General features: G+C 70.5%; 15 protein-coding genes. 6 read left to right on the forward strand and 9 right to left on the reverse strand.

The features are described 5' to 3' along the window. The first annotated feature begins 100 nt into the window (after window positions 1-100). Window positions 101-562, forward strand: a complete 462-nt coding sequence (locus tag C4B68_RS09935) for a DUF3093 domain-containing protein (RefSeq protein WP_099503806.1) — start codon at window positions 101-103, stop codon at window positions 560-562. Between the two features lie 40 nt (window positions 563-602). Here the strand turns inward: C4B68_RS09935 and C4B68_RS09940 are convergent, their stop codons facing one another. The 4 genes from C4B68_RS09940 to C4B68_RS09955 form a co-directional block, all read right to left on the reverse strand. Then, window positions 603-1,514, reverse strand: a complete 912-nt coding sequence (locus C4B68_RS09940) for a hypothetical protein (protein WP_099503808.1) — start codon at window positions 1,512-1,514, stop codon at window positions 603-605. Between the two features lie 13 nt (window positions 1,515-1,527). Further along, entirely contained in the window at window positions 1,528-1,824 is a 297-nt protein-coding gene (locus C4B68_RS09945; RefSeq protein ID WP_003997302.1) for a DUF4193 domain-containing protein, read from the reverse strand. Window positions 1,825-2,217: 393 nt separating this feature from the next. Then, window positions 2,218-3,450: a sensor histidine kinase gene (locus tag C4B68_RS09950; protein ID WP_099503810.1), complete on the reverse strand. Its 1,233-nt coding sequence runs from the start codon at window positions 3,448-3,450 to the stop codon at window positions 2,218-2,220. A gap of 6 nt (window positions 3,451-3,456) precedes the next feature. Then, window positions 3,457-4,110: a response regulator transcription factor gene (locus tag C4B68_RS09955; protein ID WP_099503812.1), complete on the reverse strand. Its 654-nt coding sequence runs from the start codon at window positions 4,108-4,110 to the stop codon at window positions 3,457-3,459. Window positions 4,111-4,599: 489 nt separating this feature from the next. Between C4B68_RS09955 and C4B68_RS41820 the strand changes: the two genes are divergently transcribed. Then, on the forward strand, window positions 4,600-4,773 hold the full coding sequence (locus C4B68_RS41820) for a hypothetical protein (RefSeq protein ID WP_167459062.1): 174 nt from the start codon (window positions 4,600-4,602) through the stop codon (window positions 4,771-4,773). Window positions 4,774-4,861: 88 nt separating this feature from the next. Here the strand turns inward: C4B68_RS41820 and C4B68_RS09960 are convergent, their stop codons facing one another. Together C4B68_RS09960 and C4B68_RS09965 are read right to left on the reverse strand one after the other, a co-directional pair. Next, window positions 4,862-5,677: an inositol monophosphatase family protein gene (locus C4B68_RS09960; RefSeq protein WP_099503814.1), complete on the reverse strand. Its 816-nt coding sequence runs from the start codon at window positions 5,675-5,677 to the stop codon at window positions 4,862-4,864. Window positions 5,678-5,685: 8 nt separating this feature from the next. Next, on the reverse strand, window positions 5,686-6,813 hold the full coding sequence (locus C4B68_RS09965) for a ferrochelatase (protein WP_099503816.1): 1,128 nt from the start codon (window positions 6,811-6,813) through the stop codon (window positions 5,686-5,688). A gap of 337 nt (window positions 6,814-7,150) precedes the next feature. On the opposite strand from C4B68_RS09965, the gene C4B68_RS09970 reads away from it, so the two are divergent. Together C4B68_RS09970 and C4B68_RS09975 are read left to right on the forward strand one after the other, a co-directional pair. Further along, complete coding sequence (locus tag C4B68_RS09970) at window positions 7,151-8,389, forward strand: MFS transporter (RefSeq protein ID WP_099503817.1); 1,239 nt, start codon at window positions 7,151-7,153, stop codon at window positions 8,387-8,389. Further along, window positions 8,349-9,668 carry a D-arabinono-1,4-lactone oxidase gene (locus C4B68_RS09975; RefSeq protein WP_099503819.1) on the forward strand — a complete coding sequence of 440 codons (1,320 nt, stop codon included), beginning with the start codon at window positions 8,349-8,351 and terminating at the stop codon, window positions 9,666-9,668. Before C4B68_RS09970 ends, C4B68_RS09975 begins: the two co-directional genes overlap by 41 nt. A gap of 134 nt (window positions 9,669-9,802) precedes the next feature. On the opposite strand, the gene C4B68_RS09980 is transcribed toward C4B68_RS09975, so the two are convergent. Beyond that, entirely contained in the window at window positions 9,803-10,384 is a 582-nt protein-coding gene (locus C4B68_RS09980) for a hypothetical protein (protein WP_306511430.1), read from the reverse strand. 439 nt (window positions 10,385-10,823) lie between these two features. Between C4B68_RS09980 and sepH the strand changes: the two genes are divergently transcribed. Then, window positions 10,824-11,909 (forward strand): septation protein SepH, encoded by a 1,086-nt coding sequence (gene sepH / locus C4B68_RS09985; protein ID WP_099503821.1) that lies wholly within the window; start codon window positions 10,824-10,826, stop codon window positions 11,907-11,909. 88 nt (window positions 11,910-11,997) lie between these two features. On the opposite strand, the gene C4B68_RS09990 is transcribed toward sepH, so the two are convergent. Then, entirely contained in the window at window positions 11,998-12,825 is an 828-nt protein-coding gene (locus tag C4B68_RS09990; protein WP_099503823.1) for a sulfurtransferase, read from the reverse strand. 340 nt (window positions 12,826-13,165) lie between these two features. Here C4B68_RS09990 and C4B68_RS10000 point away from each other — a divergent pair, with 340 nt between their 5' ends. Further along, window positions 13,166-13,969 (forward strand): VOC family protein, encoded by an 804-nt coding sequence (locus tag C4B68_RS10000; RefSeq protein WP_099503827.1) that lies wholly within the window; start codon window positions 13,166-13,168, stop codon window positions 13,967-13,969. A gap of 72 nt (window positions 13,970-14,041) precedes the next feature. Here C4B68_RS10000 and C4B68_RS10005 read toward each other — a convergent pair whose 3' ends face one another. After that, entirely contained in the window at window positions 14,042-14,638 is a 597-nt protein-coding gene (locus tag C4B68_RS10005) for a thymidine kinase (protein WP_099503829.1), read from the reverse strand. Between the last annotated feature and the right edge of the window lie 308 nt (window positions 14,639-14,946).

Consider the following 14,946-nt stretch of genomic DNA (forward strand, 5'->3'; position numbering starts at 1 on the left):
GCCCGGGGGCCCTCATCCGCCCCTCTCACCCTGCCGGACAGCGCTCCGCGCCGCCCCCCTCATCCAGGCCGCCGGTACGCACCATGCCAAGCTTGGTTTCATGCAGCTCTCCGCCTCGCCGTACGAAGAACGCCTCACCGCCCCCCGCACCTGGTGGCTGGTCTGCTGCCTGGCCGGGGTCGCGATGGCCCTGATCCTGCTCCCGTTCGGCACGCTGCCGCTGCTGGGCGGCCTGGTCGGCGGCACGGCGGTCTCGGCGGTCGTGGTCAGCTCGTACGGCTCGATCCGCATCCGTGTCGTCGGGGACTCCCTGATCGCGGGCGAGGCGAAGATCCCGGTCGCGGCCCTCGGCGACGCCGAGATCCTGGATCAGGAGGAGGCGCGCGCCTGGCGCACGCACAAGGCGGACCCCCGCGCCTTCATGCTCCTGCGCGCCTACATCCCCACGGCCCTGCGCGTCCAGGTCACGGACCCGGCCGACCCGACGCCGTACCTGTACTTGTCGACTCGCGAGCCGGAGAAACTGTCGGCGGCGCTGGAGGCGGCGCGGGTGACGGCGTAGACCGCCTTAAGGACCGCGGGGGGCGCCGCCCGGCAGGGGCTCAGCGCCCCAGCTCCCTAGGGATCTCTCCCATCCGCAACGGATCCGCCGGAGGCTCCAGCGGCGGAAGGTCGGAAAGCGCGTCCCACGGCACCTGCATCTTCCGCAGGTCCTGCCGGATGCGCCCCGCGAGGCGCTTCGTGTCGCGGCGGTTCATGACGGCCCCGACCGCCGCGCCGACCATGAACGGCATCAGGTTGGGCAGGTCCCGGACCATGCGCTTCATGATCTGCTGGCGCAGCTCGCGCTTCATCCGGCCGCCCAACGCGGCGTTGATCGTCGACGGCTTCGTCACGTCGATCCCGCGCTCCCCGGACCAGGAGTTCAGATACGCGGTACTGCGCTGCTTGAGATTGCCCGGCGGCCGCAGGCCGTAGACCTCATGGAGCTCGGCGATCAGCTTCAGCTCGATCGCGGCGACACCGGTGATCTCGGTGGCGAGCTCCGTGGGCATCGCGGGTGGCACGGGCAGCATCGCGGCTGCGCCGATCCCGGCGCCGACCGTGGACGTCGCGGCGGCCGCGCCCGCGACGAGTTTGTCCGCGAGCTCCTCCGGGCCGAGACCCGGGAACTGCTTGCGGAGGGTCGCGAGGTCCCGTACGGGGACGCGCGGGGCGAGGTCGATGATCCGGTCGGCGAGATACGTCAGGCCCGCCCTGGCCCGGCTGCCGCCTTTCTGGATGCCTTTCCTGAGCCCGTCCCGGACTACTGCCGCGCGGCGCCTGGCGGCGGGCGCGGGAGTGCCCGCGGAGGCCGGCAGGCCGCCTGTGGCGCGCGCCGGCTCGAGCGAGGCTGATCCCGGTTCGGAAGAGCCCCGCTCGTCGTCACGCACGCCTTCAGAGCCGTAGGACGGCCCTTCGTCCGCTCCCCGCGTGGAGGAGCGGCGCTTCCAGGGAGGGGTCGAGCCAGTCACGGCCGACCCTGCCTTAGTCGCAGTCGCGGCAGATCGGCTGACCGTTCTTCTCGCGGGCCAGCTGACTGCGGTGGTGCACCAGGAAGCAGCTCATGCAGGTGAACTCGTCCTGCTGCTTGGGCAGTACCCGGACGGCCAGCTCCTCGTTCGAGAGGTCGGCTCCGGGCAGTTCGAGGCCTTCTGCGGCCTCGAACTCGTCTACGTCGACGGACGAGGTCGACTTGTCGTTCCGGCGGGCCTTCAGTTCTTCAAGGCTGTCCGAGTCGACGTCGTCGTCGGTCTTGCGTGGGGTGTCGTAATCCGTTGCCATGTCGCTCTCCCCCTCTGGGTGTCTGCGGTGTCTCCAGCGCACGTAACGCGTGAGAGGCCGGACTTGTGCCCGACCCGAGGCGGAGATTTTGCCTCACATCAAGGTCTGTTACTCAATCGACACCCAACCGGACTCCTCAAGAGTGATCGGCTTGGATGGCGATGCGGACCGTACACCGTCCGCGGGCCGCACTTCAAAGGCGTCCCACCGTGTACTTCCCGTGATCAAGACCCCCGAAAACCCGGATTTTCCCGGCTTTCCGACAGCCTGCATGATCACGGAGAGTAGATGGCCGGAAAATCGCCCTTGTGATCGATCGCACACGGGCCGCCCGGGTGGGTGACCAGAAAATTCCGCGCAAAGCGAACATCGTCGCGTGTCGGCGACAGGATCTCAGACGGGAAGGGTCACGCGCATCACGAGGCCACCCCCCTCGCGCGGCTCCGCGGAGATGTGGCCCCCGTGGGCGCGCGCCACCGACCGGGCGATGGAAAGGCCGAGGCCCACGCCCTTGTCGCTGCCCGTGCGCTCCGTACGCAGCCGCCGGAAGGGCTCGAAGAGATTGTCGATCTCGTACGCGGGCACCACGGGCCCCGTGTTCGACACCACCAGGACCGCCTGACCGTGCTGGACCTCGGTCGTGACCTCGACCCAGCCGCCCTGCGGCACGTTGTACCGAACGGCGTTCTGGACCAGGTTCAGGGCGATCCGCTCCAGCAGGACGCCGTTGCCCTGGACGACCGCCGGAGCCCGCTGCCCGCGGATCTCCACGCCCTTGGCCTCCGCCTCGGCGTGCACCTGGTCGACGGCCTGCGAGGCGACCTCGGCAAGGTCCACGGGCTTGCGCTCGACGATCTGGTTGTCGCTGCGGGCGAGCAGCAGCAGACCCTCGACGAGTTGCTCGCTGCGCTCGTTCGTGGCGAGCAGGGTCTTGCCGAGCTGTTGCAGTTCGACCGGTGCGTGGGGATCCGAGAGGTGCACTTCGAGAAGCGTGCGGTTGATCGCGAGGGGTGTGCGCAACTCGTGCGAGGCGTTCCCGACGAACCGCTGCTGGGCGGTGAAGGCCCGCTGCAGCCGCTCCAGCATGTCGTCGAAGGTGTCCGCCAGCTCCTTCAGCTCGTCGTCCGGGCCGTCCAGCTCGATCCGCCGGGACAGGTCCGAGCCCGCCACCGCGCGCGCGGTGCGGGTCATCCGGCCGAGCGGCGCGAGGACGCGGCCCGCCATGGCGTAGCCGAAGGCGAACGCGATGATCGCGAGGCCGAGCAGGGTCAGCAGCGAGCGGCTGAGCAGGTTGTCCAGGGCGTGCTGGCGCTGTTCGTTGACGCACGCGTTCATGGCGTTGTTGAACACGTCGGGCGAGGCACTGTCGGGAAGGTTGCAGATGGTGCTGGTGACCCTGCCCTCAGTGATCTTGAAGGGCAGTTCGGTGCCGACGTTCAGCGCCTGCGCCGCGAGCAGGTAGATGATCGACAGCAGCATGATGCCGGCGATCAGGAACATGCCGCCGTACAGCAGCGTGAGCCTTATCCGGATGGTCGGGCGCAGCCAGGGGAACGGCGGCTCCGCCCTTCTCGGGTCCCAAGTGGGTTTCGGAGGCGCCGTGGGGGGCGCGGGAGTCGTGGCCACCGTGGATCAGATCCGGTAGCCGGAGCCGGGCACGGTGACGATGACGGGCGGCTCACCAAGCTTGCGGCGCAGGGTCATCACGGTGACGCGCACGACGTTGGTGAAGGGGTCCGTGTTCTCGTCCCAGGCCTTCTCCAGGAGCTGCTCGGCGGAGACGACCGCGCCCTCGCTGCGCAGCAGCACCTCCAGGACGGCGAACTCCTTGGGCGCGAGCTGGACCTCCTGGCCGTCGCGGAACACCTCGCGGCGGTTGGGGTCGAGCTTGATCCCGGCGCGCTCCAGGACGGGCGGCAGCGGCACGCTCGTACGGCGTCCGAGGGCACGCACGCGTGCCGTCAGCTCGCTGAACGCGAACGGCTTGGGGAGGTAGTCGTCGGCGCCGATCTCCAGTCCCTCGACCCGGTCGCTGACGTCGCCGGAGGCCGTGAGCATCAGCACGCGCGTGGGCATGCCGAGTTCGACGATCTTGCGGCAGACGTCGTCGCCGTGCACCAGCGGGAGGTCGCGGTCGAGGACGACCACGTCGTAGTCGTTGACGCCGATGCGCTCCAGGGCGGCCGCACCGTCGTACACGACGTCGACGGCCATGGCCTCCCGGCGCAGTCCGGTGGCCACCGCATCGGCGAGCAGTTGCTCGTCCTCGACGACGAGTACGCGCACGTCGCTTGTCCTTCCTCTGTCCACCCGGGTAGCGCGTTTCTGGGCACCACACGGGTGGGTCTGTCACGGGTGTGACCTCCATCCTGCCCTTTTCGGCCGTAAACCGGCTGTAAGGCGTCGGGAGGGGCCGGCAGGAGCGGGAGAAGTGCCTGAGCAGCGCCCCGGATCCGCCCGGCATCCACCTGGGAAGCGCGAGGGAAGCAGGCGGGAAAGCGGTCTGCGGGACCGGGAATGCGAGATTTTCTCGTCGCGTTGAGGTTTCCCCGGAAGGGAGCGGGGGGAGGACGGCTTTACACCCCGCGATCACGCTCTGCATGTGGCAAGCCACCTTGTGGTACGTCCAACCGCTTCCGCAGAGCGGCGTGGGTGTCCGGCACCGTCGCCGCCCAGCCCGGGCAGCGCTGGGCACCCATCTGGAGACGTGATCGCCCCTTCCGAACGGCACACCCCCGTGCCACCGACCCACGACCCAGGACGAGGGGGCGCAGCATGGACGCATTCACCGCAGGACTTCTGCAGCGCATAAGGGCGACCGAGTCCGACCTGACGCGGGCTCGCGAAACAGGCGACGACTTCCTCGCGGAGGTCGAGCAGGCCGAGCTCGACGACCTGCACCGCCTCGCCGCCGAGCACGGTGTGGAGGTCGGCGCGACACGCGTCTGAGCAGTCTGTACGAGAGCGGGCCCCGGCATCGATCCAGTGCCGGGGCCCCGCTTTTTGCCCGATCGCCTACGGGTGGCTCGTGCAGCCGTCAGTCGTGCCAGGCGCCGAAGTCCTCCAGCAGCCGCTGGAGGGGCTCGAAGACCCCCGGCGACGCGGCCACCGTGAGATCGCGTGCGGGGCGCTCTCCGGGACGTCCACCGGTCAGGGCGCCGGCCTCACGGGCGATCAGGTCACCCGCCGCGAGGTCCCAGGGGTTGAGCCCCCGCTCGTAGTAGCCGTCGAGGCGGCCGGCCGCGACGTCGCACAGGTCGACCGCCGCCGAGCCGCTGCGCCGGATGTCGCGCAGCAGCGGGATCAGCCGCTGGGCGACGTCGGCCTGGTGGGCCTTGACCTCGGCCACATAGTTGAACCCGGTCGAGACCAGGGCCTGGTCCAGGGGCGGCGCGGGGCGGCAGGCGAGCCGGCGCTCCCCGTCCCAGGCGCCGACGGCCCAGGCCCCGCCGCCGCGCACCGCGTGGTACGTCTCGCCGCGCATCGGAGCCGCGACGACCCCGACGACCCTCTCGCCGTCCTGCTCGGCCGCGATGGACACGGCCCAGGTCGGCAGTCCGTACAGGTAGTTGACCGTGCCGTCGAGCGGGTCGATGACCCAGCGGATGCCGCTGGTGCCCTCCGTGGAGGCACCCTCCTCGCCGAGGAAGCCGTCGTCCGGGCGGTGCACGGAGATCAGGTCGGTGATCAGCTTCTCGGCGGCGATGTCCATCTCGGTGACGACGTCGATCGGGCTGGACTTGGTCGCGGCGACCGTAAGGTCCGCGGGCCGGCCGTCCCGCAGCAGCTCCCCGGCGCGACGGGCGGCCTCCTGGGCGAGCTGGAGCAGATCGGTGCGCAGGGGGTCGGTCACGGGGCTCCTCATGCGTAGGGGCTGTCGGCGCCCGCGGCGGCGGGCTTGGGGACTCGGCCGGGGCAGCAGCCGACCGGGCACAGGTCGTGGCTCGCGCCGAGCGCGCCGAGGGCACACGGGGTCACTGGCCGCCCTCTCTCGGTCGCGGCGCGCTCCAGGACGAGTTCACGGATCGCCGCGGCGAACCGGGGGTCGGCGCCCACGGTGGCCGAGCGGCGCACCGGCAGACCCAGCTCCTCGGCCTTGGCCTTCGCCTCCGTGTCGAGGTCGTACAGGACCTCCATGTGGTCCGACACGAAGCCGATGGGGGCCATCACGACGGCCGGTACCCCGGAGCCGTGCAGCTCCTCCAGGTGGTCGCAGATGTCGGGCTCCAGCCACGGAATGTGCGGGGCTCCGGAGCGCGACTGGTAGACGAGCCGCCAGGGGTGCTCGATCCCGGTCTCCTCGCGCACGGCGTCGGCGATCAGCTGCGCGACGACCAGGTGCTGCTCGACGTATGCGCCACCGTCGCCGTGGCCCTCGACCGGTCCCGAGGTGTCCGCGGCGGAGGTCGGGATGGAGTGCGTGGTGAAGGCGAGGTGCGCGCTCTCCCGTACGTCCTCGGGGAGTTCGGCGAGCGACTTCAGGACGCCCTCGATCATGGGCTCCACGAAGCCGGGGTGGTTGAAGTAGTGCCGCAGCTTGTCGATCCTCGGCAGCTCCAGGCCTTCGGCTTCGAGCGTGGCCAGGGCCCCGGCGAGGTCCTCCCGGTACTGGCGGCAGCCCGAGTACGAGGCGTACGCGCTGGTGGCGATGACGAGGATGCGGCGGCGGCCGTCGCCGATCATCTCGCGCAGGGTGTCGGTCAGGTACGGCGCCCAGTTGCGGTTGCCCCAGTAGACGGGCAGGTCCAGGCCGTGGCCGGCGAACTCCTTGCGGAGGGCTTCGAGCAGGGCGCGGTTCTGGTCGTTGATGGGGCTGACCCCGCCGAACAGGAAGTAGTGCTGCCCCACCTCCTTGAGCCGTTCCTTGGGGATGCCGCGCCCCCGCGTCACGTTCTCCAGGAACGGGAGCACGTCGTCCGGGCCTTCGGGACCGCCGAACGAGAGCAGGAGCAGGGCGTCGTAGGGGGTGGCATCGAGCGCATCTGGCATACCACCGATCCTGCCACCCACCACTGACAGAAGAACCAGCCCCTCCGGCGTTTGAGGAGCGGGGTCTGGGGCGGAGCCCCAGGTGACGGGAATGGGAAGGGGCGGCCGGGGGCGAGGAAAACCCACCCCGCGCCAACGGACGCGGCGAGCCCGCCACACCGGGCGGCGTGGCGGTTACGTCAGGCCACGGTGGCGTGCAGGGGGGCGTGCGTTGAGGGTCACCTCACCCGTAAGCTGTATCGGCTGGCTTCACGCCTTACCCGCCAGCGTCACGCCCAACCGGAGTCCGACCGCCCGTAGTGACCGAGCGGCCGAGCCGAGCCGACCGGAGACCCCCGTGCCCAGCCCGTACCGCGCTCTGTTCGCCGCCCCTGGCTCCAAGGGCTTCTCCGCCGCGGGCTTCCTCGGCCGTATGCCGCTGTCGATGATGGGCATCGGCGTGGTCACGATGATCTCCCAGCTCACCGGTCGGTACGGCCTCGCGGGCGCGCTGTCCGCCACCATCGCGCTGGCCGCCGCGGTGGCGGGCCCGCAGGTCTCGCGCCTGGTGGACCAGTACGGGCAGCGGCGGGTACTGCGCCCGGCCACGCTCTTCGCGCTCGCGGCTTCGGCCGGACTGCTTCTCGCCGCGCATTACGGGTGGCCGGACTGGACGCTGTTCCTGTTCAGCGCCGGCATCGGCTGCGTACCGAGCCTCGGCGCGATGATCCGCGCCCGCTGGGCGGCCGTGTACCGGGGCACACCGCAGCTGCACACCGCGTACTCCTTCGAGTCCGTGGTCGACGAGGTCTGCTTCATCTTCGGGCCGATCATCTCCATCGGCCTGTCCACGGCCTGGTTCCCGGAGGCCGGACCGCTGCTGGCGGCCTGCTTCCTGGCGGTCGGCGTCTTCTGGCTGACCGCGCAGCGCGCCACCGAGCCCGAGCCGCATCCGCGCGAGCAGCACGGCGGCGGCTCGGCGCTGCGCGCGCCCGGCCTCCAGGTGCTGGTGGCCACCTTCATTGCGACCGGAGCGATCTTCGGGGGCGTCGACGTGGTCACCGTCGCCTTCGCCGACGAGCAGGGCCACAAGGGCGCCGCGAGCGTCGTGCTCGCCCTGTACGCGGCGGGCTCCTGCGTAGCAGGAGCCGTGTTCGGGCTGCTGCGCTTCAGCGGAGCGCCCGAACCTCGGTGGCTGCTGGGCATATGCGCGATGGCCGTGAGTATGATCCCCCTCCTACTGGTCGGAAACTTGCCGTTCCTGGCCGTGGCGCTGTTCGTTGCGGGTCTGTCCATCGCGCCCACGATGATCACGACGATGTCCCTCATCGAACAGCACGTACCACGCGCGAAACTGACCGAGGGCATGACCTGGGTGAGCACCGGACTCGCGGTCGGGGTCGCGCTCGGCTCCTCCGTGGCCGGCTGGGTGATCGACGCCGCCGGCGCGAAGGCCGGGTACGGGGTTCCGGCGGTGTCCGGGACCGTCGCGGCCGCGGTCGGTTTCCTCGGGTACCGCCGGCTGAGCAAGCCGGTTCCGCGGCGGGGAGGGTCCCATGAGCACCACAGCGAGCGGGAAGAGCGGCACGTGGCGTAACTGGGCGGGGAACGTCACCGCCCGGCCGGTACGGGAGATCACTCCCGCCTCGGTCGAGGAACTCTCCGCCGTCGTACGGAAGGCCGCCGACGACGGTCTGACGGTGAAGGCCGTCGGCACGGGGCACTCCTTCACGGCCGCCGCCGCGACCGACGGCATATTGATCCGCCCTCAACTGCTGACCGGTATCCGCAAGATCGACCGTGAGGCGGGGACGGTCACGGTCGACGCGGGCACCCCGCTCAAGCGTCTCAATGTGGCTCTCGCGCGCGAGAGGCTGTCGCTCACGAACATGGGCGACATCATGGAGCAGACGGTTTCGGGCGCGACCAGCACCGGAACGCACGGCACGGGGCGTGACTCGGCCTCGATCGCCGCGCAGATCAAGGAACTTGAGCTGGTCACGGCGGACGGTTCGGTGCTCACCTGCTCCGAGAAGGAGAATCCCGACGTCTTCGCGGCGGCCAGCGTCGGAATCGGCGCCCTGGGGATCATCACCGCGATCACCCTCTCCGTAGAGCCCCTTTTTCTGCTCACGGCCCGCGAGGAGCCGATGACCTTCGACAAGGTCACGGCCGACTTCGACGAACTCTTCACCGAGAACGAGCACTTCGAGTTCTACTGGTTCCCGCACACCGGCAACTGCAACACCAAGCGCAACAACCGCAGCGCAGGACCCGAGAAGCCGGTGTCACAGCTGAGCGGCTGGATCGAGGACGAGTTCCTCTCCAACGGCGTCTTCCACGCGGCCAATCTGGTGGGCCGCGCCGTGCCCGCCGCCATCCCGGCGATCACGAAGATCTCCAGCCGCGCGCTGTCCGCCCGGACGTACACCGACATTCCCTACAAGGTCTTCACGTCTCCGCGCCGGGTGCGGTTCGTGGAGATGGAGTACGCCGTCCCGCGCGAGGCCCTCGTCGAGACGCTGCGCGAGCTGAAGGCGATGGTCGACCGCTCGAACCTGCGGATCAGCTTCCCCGTCGAGGTGCGCACGGCGCCCGCCGACGACATCACGCTCTCCACGGCGTCGGGCCGGGACAGCGCGTACATCGCCGTCCACATGTTCAGGGGCACCCCCTATCAGGCGTACTTCACCGCCGCCGAGCGGATCTTCACGGCGCACGAGGGACGGCCGCACTGGGGCAAGGTGCACACGCGCGACGCGGAGTACTTCTCCGAGGTCTATCCGCGCTTCGGCGAGTTCACGGCGCTGAGGAATCGTCTCGACCCGGATCGGCGCTTCGGGAACGACTACTTGCGTCGGGTGCTGGGCTCGTAGTCGTCGTCGGCGAACTGGGCGTGGGGGTCGCGGTGGTGTTCCCGGCCCCCGAGGGCACGCTCGAACTCGGCGTCGGCGTGGGAGTCGTACCGCTGTCGCCGTCCTCCTGAGCGGCACCGGCGCCGGCACCGCTGTCACCGGAGGCCGGCTCCTCGGATGAACCGGAGGGGGAGCCGGAGGCGGAATCCGAGGGCGACCCGGAAGCCGAGTCGGAGGAGGAGCCAGTCGAGGGCGTCGTATCGGGCACCGAATCCTGGGAGTTGGAGCCGCTGCCCCGGAACGCGTTGCCGACGGTCGTGCTCTTCCCGTCGCCGCTGAAGCTCTGCCCCGACGCGAGTTCGTACACGGTGCGTCATGGTGATGCCGAAGACGAGCGCCGCGGCGACCAGCGGCCGCCGCCAGCTCTTGACCCGCGCGCGGTAGACGGTCCCTTCGGTGAACTCCCCCACGGCGGGGGCCCGCTCGGGTTTCGGCTTGGCCTGGACCGTCACATCGCGTATCTGCTCGCCCGTGCGCTTGAAGAAGTTCTGGAAGACGGTGCCTCCGAAGGTGGCGATGGCGCTCACCACTCCGGCGCCCAGGATCGTCCCGTACACCCCGAAGTAGGAGGCGAGTTTGGCCACCGCCGCGGCCACGGCACTGCCCGCTACTTGCGGAACGTTCAGATCCAACCGCTTCTTCTTCGGCTCCTCCTCGGCATCCGACTTCTCACGCATCCCCGGACCTTGCCTGCCTTTCCCGTACTTCACCTACCGACTGCAGGACAAAGGGACGTACTAGCGAAACCATTAGTTCCGTTTCAGGTGATTACGTGGAGTACGCCACGTTTCATGGTCACGAAAACGGCGCATCGGGCGGCGAACCGCCACCCCCCACCGGAAGTTGAGCGGCGCGCCGATCCACGCACGTGGTCCGAATGGAGTACTGTTGCGAGCCCTGGGTCCGGACTCCCGCCAGGGTGTCCGGGGCCTTGCAGGACCGCCGGGAGGGGGCTCGTTGCACAGGGTGATGGAGTTCGTCACTTAGCGTTGCGAATAGGTAACCGTGCCATAACGGCGATCCCGGGCCCGCGCCCGACACGCCGGGCAACTCGGCAAGGTTGTGGCAGGCTGCACCCGGGCAGGCCACACTCGACTAGCGGAAGCAGCGACGCACGTGACGTCGGCAGGCACCACCCGGGAGGTCCCCATGCCGGAACTGCGTGTCGTGGCCGTCTCTAACGACGGCACACGGCTGGTGCTGAAGGCTGCGGACAGCACGGAGTACACGCTTCCGATTGACGAGCGTCTGCGCGCCGCCGTACGCGGCGACCGTCCCCGCCTCGGCCAGATCGAGATCGAGGTGGAGAGCCATCTCCGCCCCCGAGACATCCAGGCGCGGATACGTGCCGGCGCCTCCGCGGAGGAAGTCGCCCAGCTCGCCGGAATCCCTGTCGACCGCGTACGCCGCTTCGAGGGCCCGGTGCTCGCCGAGCGCGCCTTCATGGCCGAGCGCGCGCGGAAGACCCCCGTCCGCCGCCCCGGTGAGAACGCCGGACCCCAGCTCGGCGAGGCCGTCCAGGAGCGACTGCTGCTGCGCGGCGCCGAGAAGGACACCGTCCAGTGGGACTCGTGGCGCCGTGACGACGGCACCTGGGAAGTACTGCTGGTCTACCGGGTCGCGGGTGAGCCGCACTCGGCGAGCTGGACGTACGACCCGCCGCGGCGGCTCGTCCAGGCCGTCGACGACGAGGCGCGCTCGCTGATCGGCGAGTCCGACGACCTCGCGGCGCCCGAGCCGAGCTTCCCGTTCGTACCGCGGATCGCACGGCTGCCCCGCGACCGCCCGCTCGACCGCGCCCTGGACCGGCAGACGGAGCGGCCGAGCCTGCCGTCGCCGTCCCCGGAGCCGGTCGAGGAGTCGGGCGAACGGGACTCGCTCACCAGCCTCTTGGAGGCGGTGCCCAGCTTCCGGGGCGACATGGTGGTGCCCGAGCGGCCCTCCACCACCGAGCGTCCCGCCGCGGAGGAGCCGGCTCCCGAGCCCGAGTCGGAGGAGCCCCCGGCTCCCGCGGCCTCGGCCGGCGCCGGTTCCGCCTACGCGGACGTCCTCATGCCCCGCTCGGTCGGCAGCCACCGCGACCGTCTCGTCGGCGCCACCGACCGCCAGGCCGAGGCCGACGGCGTCCGCCCGGGCCGCAGAGCGGCGGTCCCGAGCTGGGACGAGATCGTCTTCGGCACGCGTCGGAAGAAGCAGGACTAGTCGGTTGTACGGCGATGGGGCCCGCGCCAGGCAGGTGCGGGCCCCATCGCCGTGGCTGAAGTCTTCGCCGTCGCTGAAGTCTTCGCCGTCACTGAGGGTCCGGGCCCACCGCGACCGGGCGGTTCGCGTCCTGGGACCACTCCGACCAGGAGCCCACGTACAGGGCGGCGGGAATGCCCGCGACGGCGAGGGCCAGCACCTCGTGGGCAGCGGAGACACCCGATCCGCAGTAGACGCCGACCTCGGAAGTGCCGGTCGCGCCAAGGGACTTGAAGCGGTCGGCGAGGTCCGCGCCCGGCAGGAACCGTCCGTCGTCGGTGACGTTCTCCGTGGTCGGCGCGGAGACCGCCCCGGGGATGTGCCCGCCGACGGGGTCGATCGGCTCGACCTCGCCCCGGTACCGCTCACCGGCCCGGGCGTCGAGCAGCACGCCGGTGCGGGCGAGCGCCGCCGCTCCGTCCGCGTCGAGCAACCGCCGCGCACCCGGGACCGGTGCGAAGCTCCCGGGGACGGGCGCGGGGATCTCCGAGGAGACCGGCCCGCTCCAGGCGGCGAGCCCGCCGTCAAGCACGCGTACCGACGGATGACCCATATAGCCCAGCAACCACCAGGCGCGCGCGGCGGCCCAGCCCTGCCCGCCGTCGTACACAACGACATCGCGGTCCGCCGAGACTCCGGCGGCCCGCATCGCCGCGCCGAAGACCTCCAGGCCGGGAAGCGGATGCCGGCCCCCGGACCCGGCCGGACCAGCAAGTTCGGAATCCAAATCGACAAAAACGGCCCCTGGAATGTGCGCCTCCTCGTACACGGAGCGCAGGTTCGGGCCGCCCAGCTGCCAGCGGACGTCGAGGAGGACCGGAGGGTTGGGACCGGCCAGGTCACTCGCGAGTTCGGACGCGGAAATGATGGCGTTCATGGCCTCCATCCTTGCGTACGGGGTGGCCGCGTGGCCCAGGTCCGACTACTCTGCTCCGCCGGACAGGTCCGATCACGAGGCGTATGGGATCGGGCACATGCTGTACAGCCGATGGCCACCACGCGGCAATGACGCCGAAACGGATGGGAAACGGCAGACCGGGCATTCTCCGGCCGAAAGCCGCCAAGGACGGCCTCGCCGGGACGCACCGTACGACCGGTGGTGCGAACATCGGCACGGGGCGTGCACGGACGCGGTACGCGTGCTCGCAGGCGACCGCGGTACGTGTTCGTAGGCGGAAGGTGACCGGCCACCGCGAGGGGCCGAGAAGAGAGTGACGATGACCGAGGCACGGGGGTCGGCCGGCCTGAACGGCGCAACGCACGCCCGGCACACGCCCGGCACACCTTGCTGGGTGAGTCTGATGGTGCACGGGATGGCCGCGACCCAGGAGTTCTACGGAGCGTTGTTCGGCTGGGAGTTCCGGCCGGGACCGCAGCAGCTCGGCCCGTACGTGCGGGCCCTGCTCGGCGGCCAAGAGGTGGCGGGGATCGGCCAGTTGCCACCCGACCGGCATCTGCCCATCGCATGGACGCCGTACCTCGCCTCGGACGACGTGGACCAGACCGCCGCGACGGTCCGCCACAGCGGTGGCACCGTGGGCGTCGGCCCCCTCGACGCCGGGGAGGCCGGGCGGCTGGCGATCGCCTCGGACCCGGCGGGCGCCGTTTTCGGCATCTGGCAGGCGGCCGCCCACCTGGGCACCGGAATCACTGGCGTGCCGGGCACGCCCGCCTGGAACGAGCTCGTGACCCGCGACTCCGAGAGCGTCGTCAAGTTCTACCAAGGGGTCTTCGGCTTCGAGCAGGAGGCGGTCGTCTCGGCCGACTTCGACTACGTGACCCTCCACGTCGAGGGCCGCCCGGTGGCCGGCATCCACGGCGTCGGACGCGGTCTGCCCCGCGACCGCGGCCCGCACTGGATGACGTACTTCGAGGTCGCGGACGTGGACGACGCCGTCGACCATGTCCTCGAGCTCGGCGGGCACCTCCTGAAGGCCGCGCGCGACTCGCCGTACGGGCGGGTGGCGACGGTGGCGGATCCGGAGGGAGCGATGTTCTCGCTGATCCACTCCGTGCGCTGAGCGGCGGGGCCGCGGCGCGCCGCCGAAACGGCTGGCTCGCGGCTGCCACAACGGCCGCCTCGCGGCAGCCGATCAGGAGGAGGCGATCGGCAGTACGTCCGGCGACAGGGCGCCCGCGCGGCTCGCCGCGGCCGTCATACGGCGACGGTGGTGCCGACGGCACAGCACTTCGTAGCCGATGTCCTCCGACTGGTTGACGTCGCCGACGACCACCTGGGCGCCCTCGACGACCATCTCGCCGCCTATGGTGCGGGCGTTGTGGGTGGCGCGGGCGCCGCACCAGCACAGGGCCTCGACCTGGAGCACCTCGACCCGGTCCGCGAGCTCCACCAGCCGCTGCGAACCGGGGAAGAGCTTGGAGCGGAAGTCTGTGGTGATGCCGAAGGCGTAGCCGTCGAGGCCCAGGTCGTCGACCACACGGGCGAGTTGGTCGATCTGCTCCGGCGTGAGGAACTGCGCCTCGTCGGCGATCACGTAGTCCGCGCGCCCGCCCTGGGAGAGGTGGTCGACCAGGTAGACGTACAGGTCCTGCCCGTCCTCGACCTCCACCGCGTCCGTGACCAGGCCCAGGCGCGACGAGAGCTTGCCCTCGCCAGCGCGGTCGTCCCGCGTGAAGATCATGCCCTGCAGACCCCGCGCCGAGCGGTTGTGCTCGATCTGGAGAGCCAGCGTCCTTTTGCTTGACCATCCACCATCTGCTGATCTCTCAGAATGAGGCCCACGCTCCCGGTCGTGACGCGAGAATCGTCGGCTGGGCGATGGATACCGACGTCTCCGGCGGCGGGTGTGTCAATTCAGACACTCCCTGTCGCGGCGGTACGCATCCGTGCTGAGGTCCGGATGACTGCGATGGCGGCCCTCCTCTGCGTGACCGGCCTCCGTCCCCGTGGGTCGCGATCAGCCGAGCAGGAAAGGCAACGCGACCACCACGACGAGCAGCAGGAAGGAGGAGGTGCCCCGACCGCACGAAGCGGGCC

The sequence above is a fragment of the Streptomyces dengpaensis genome, assembly GCF_002946835.1.
Taxonomy (GTDB): Bacteria; Actinomycetota; Actinomycetes; order Streptomycetales; family Streptomycetaceae; genus Streptomyces; species Streptomyces dengpaensis.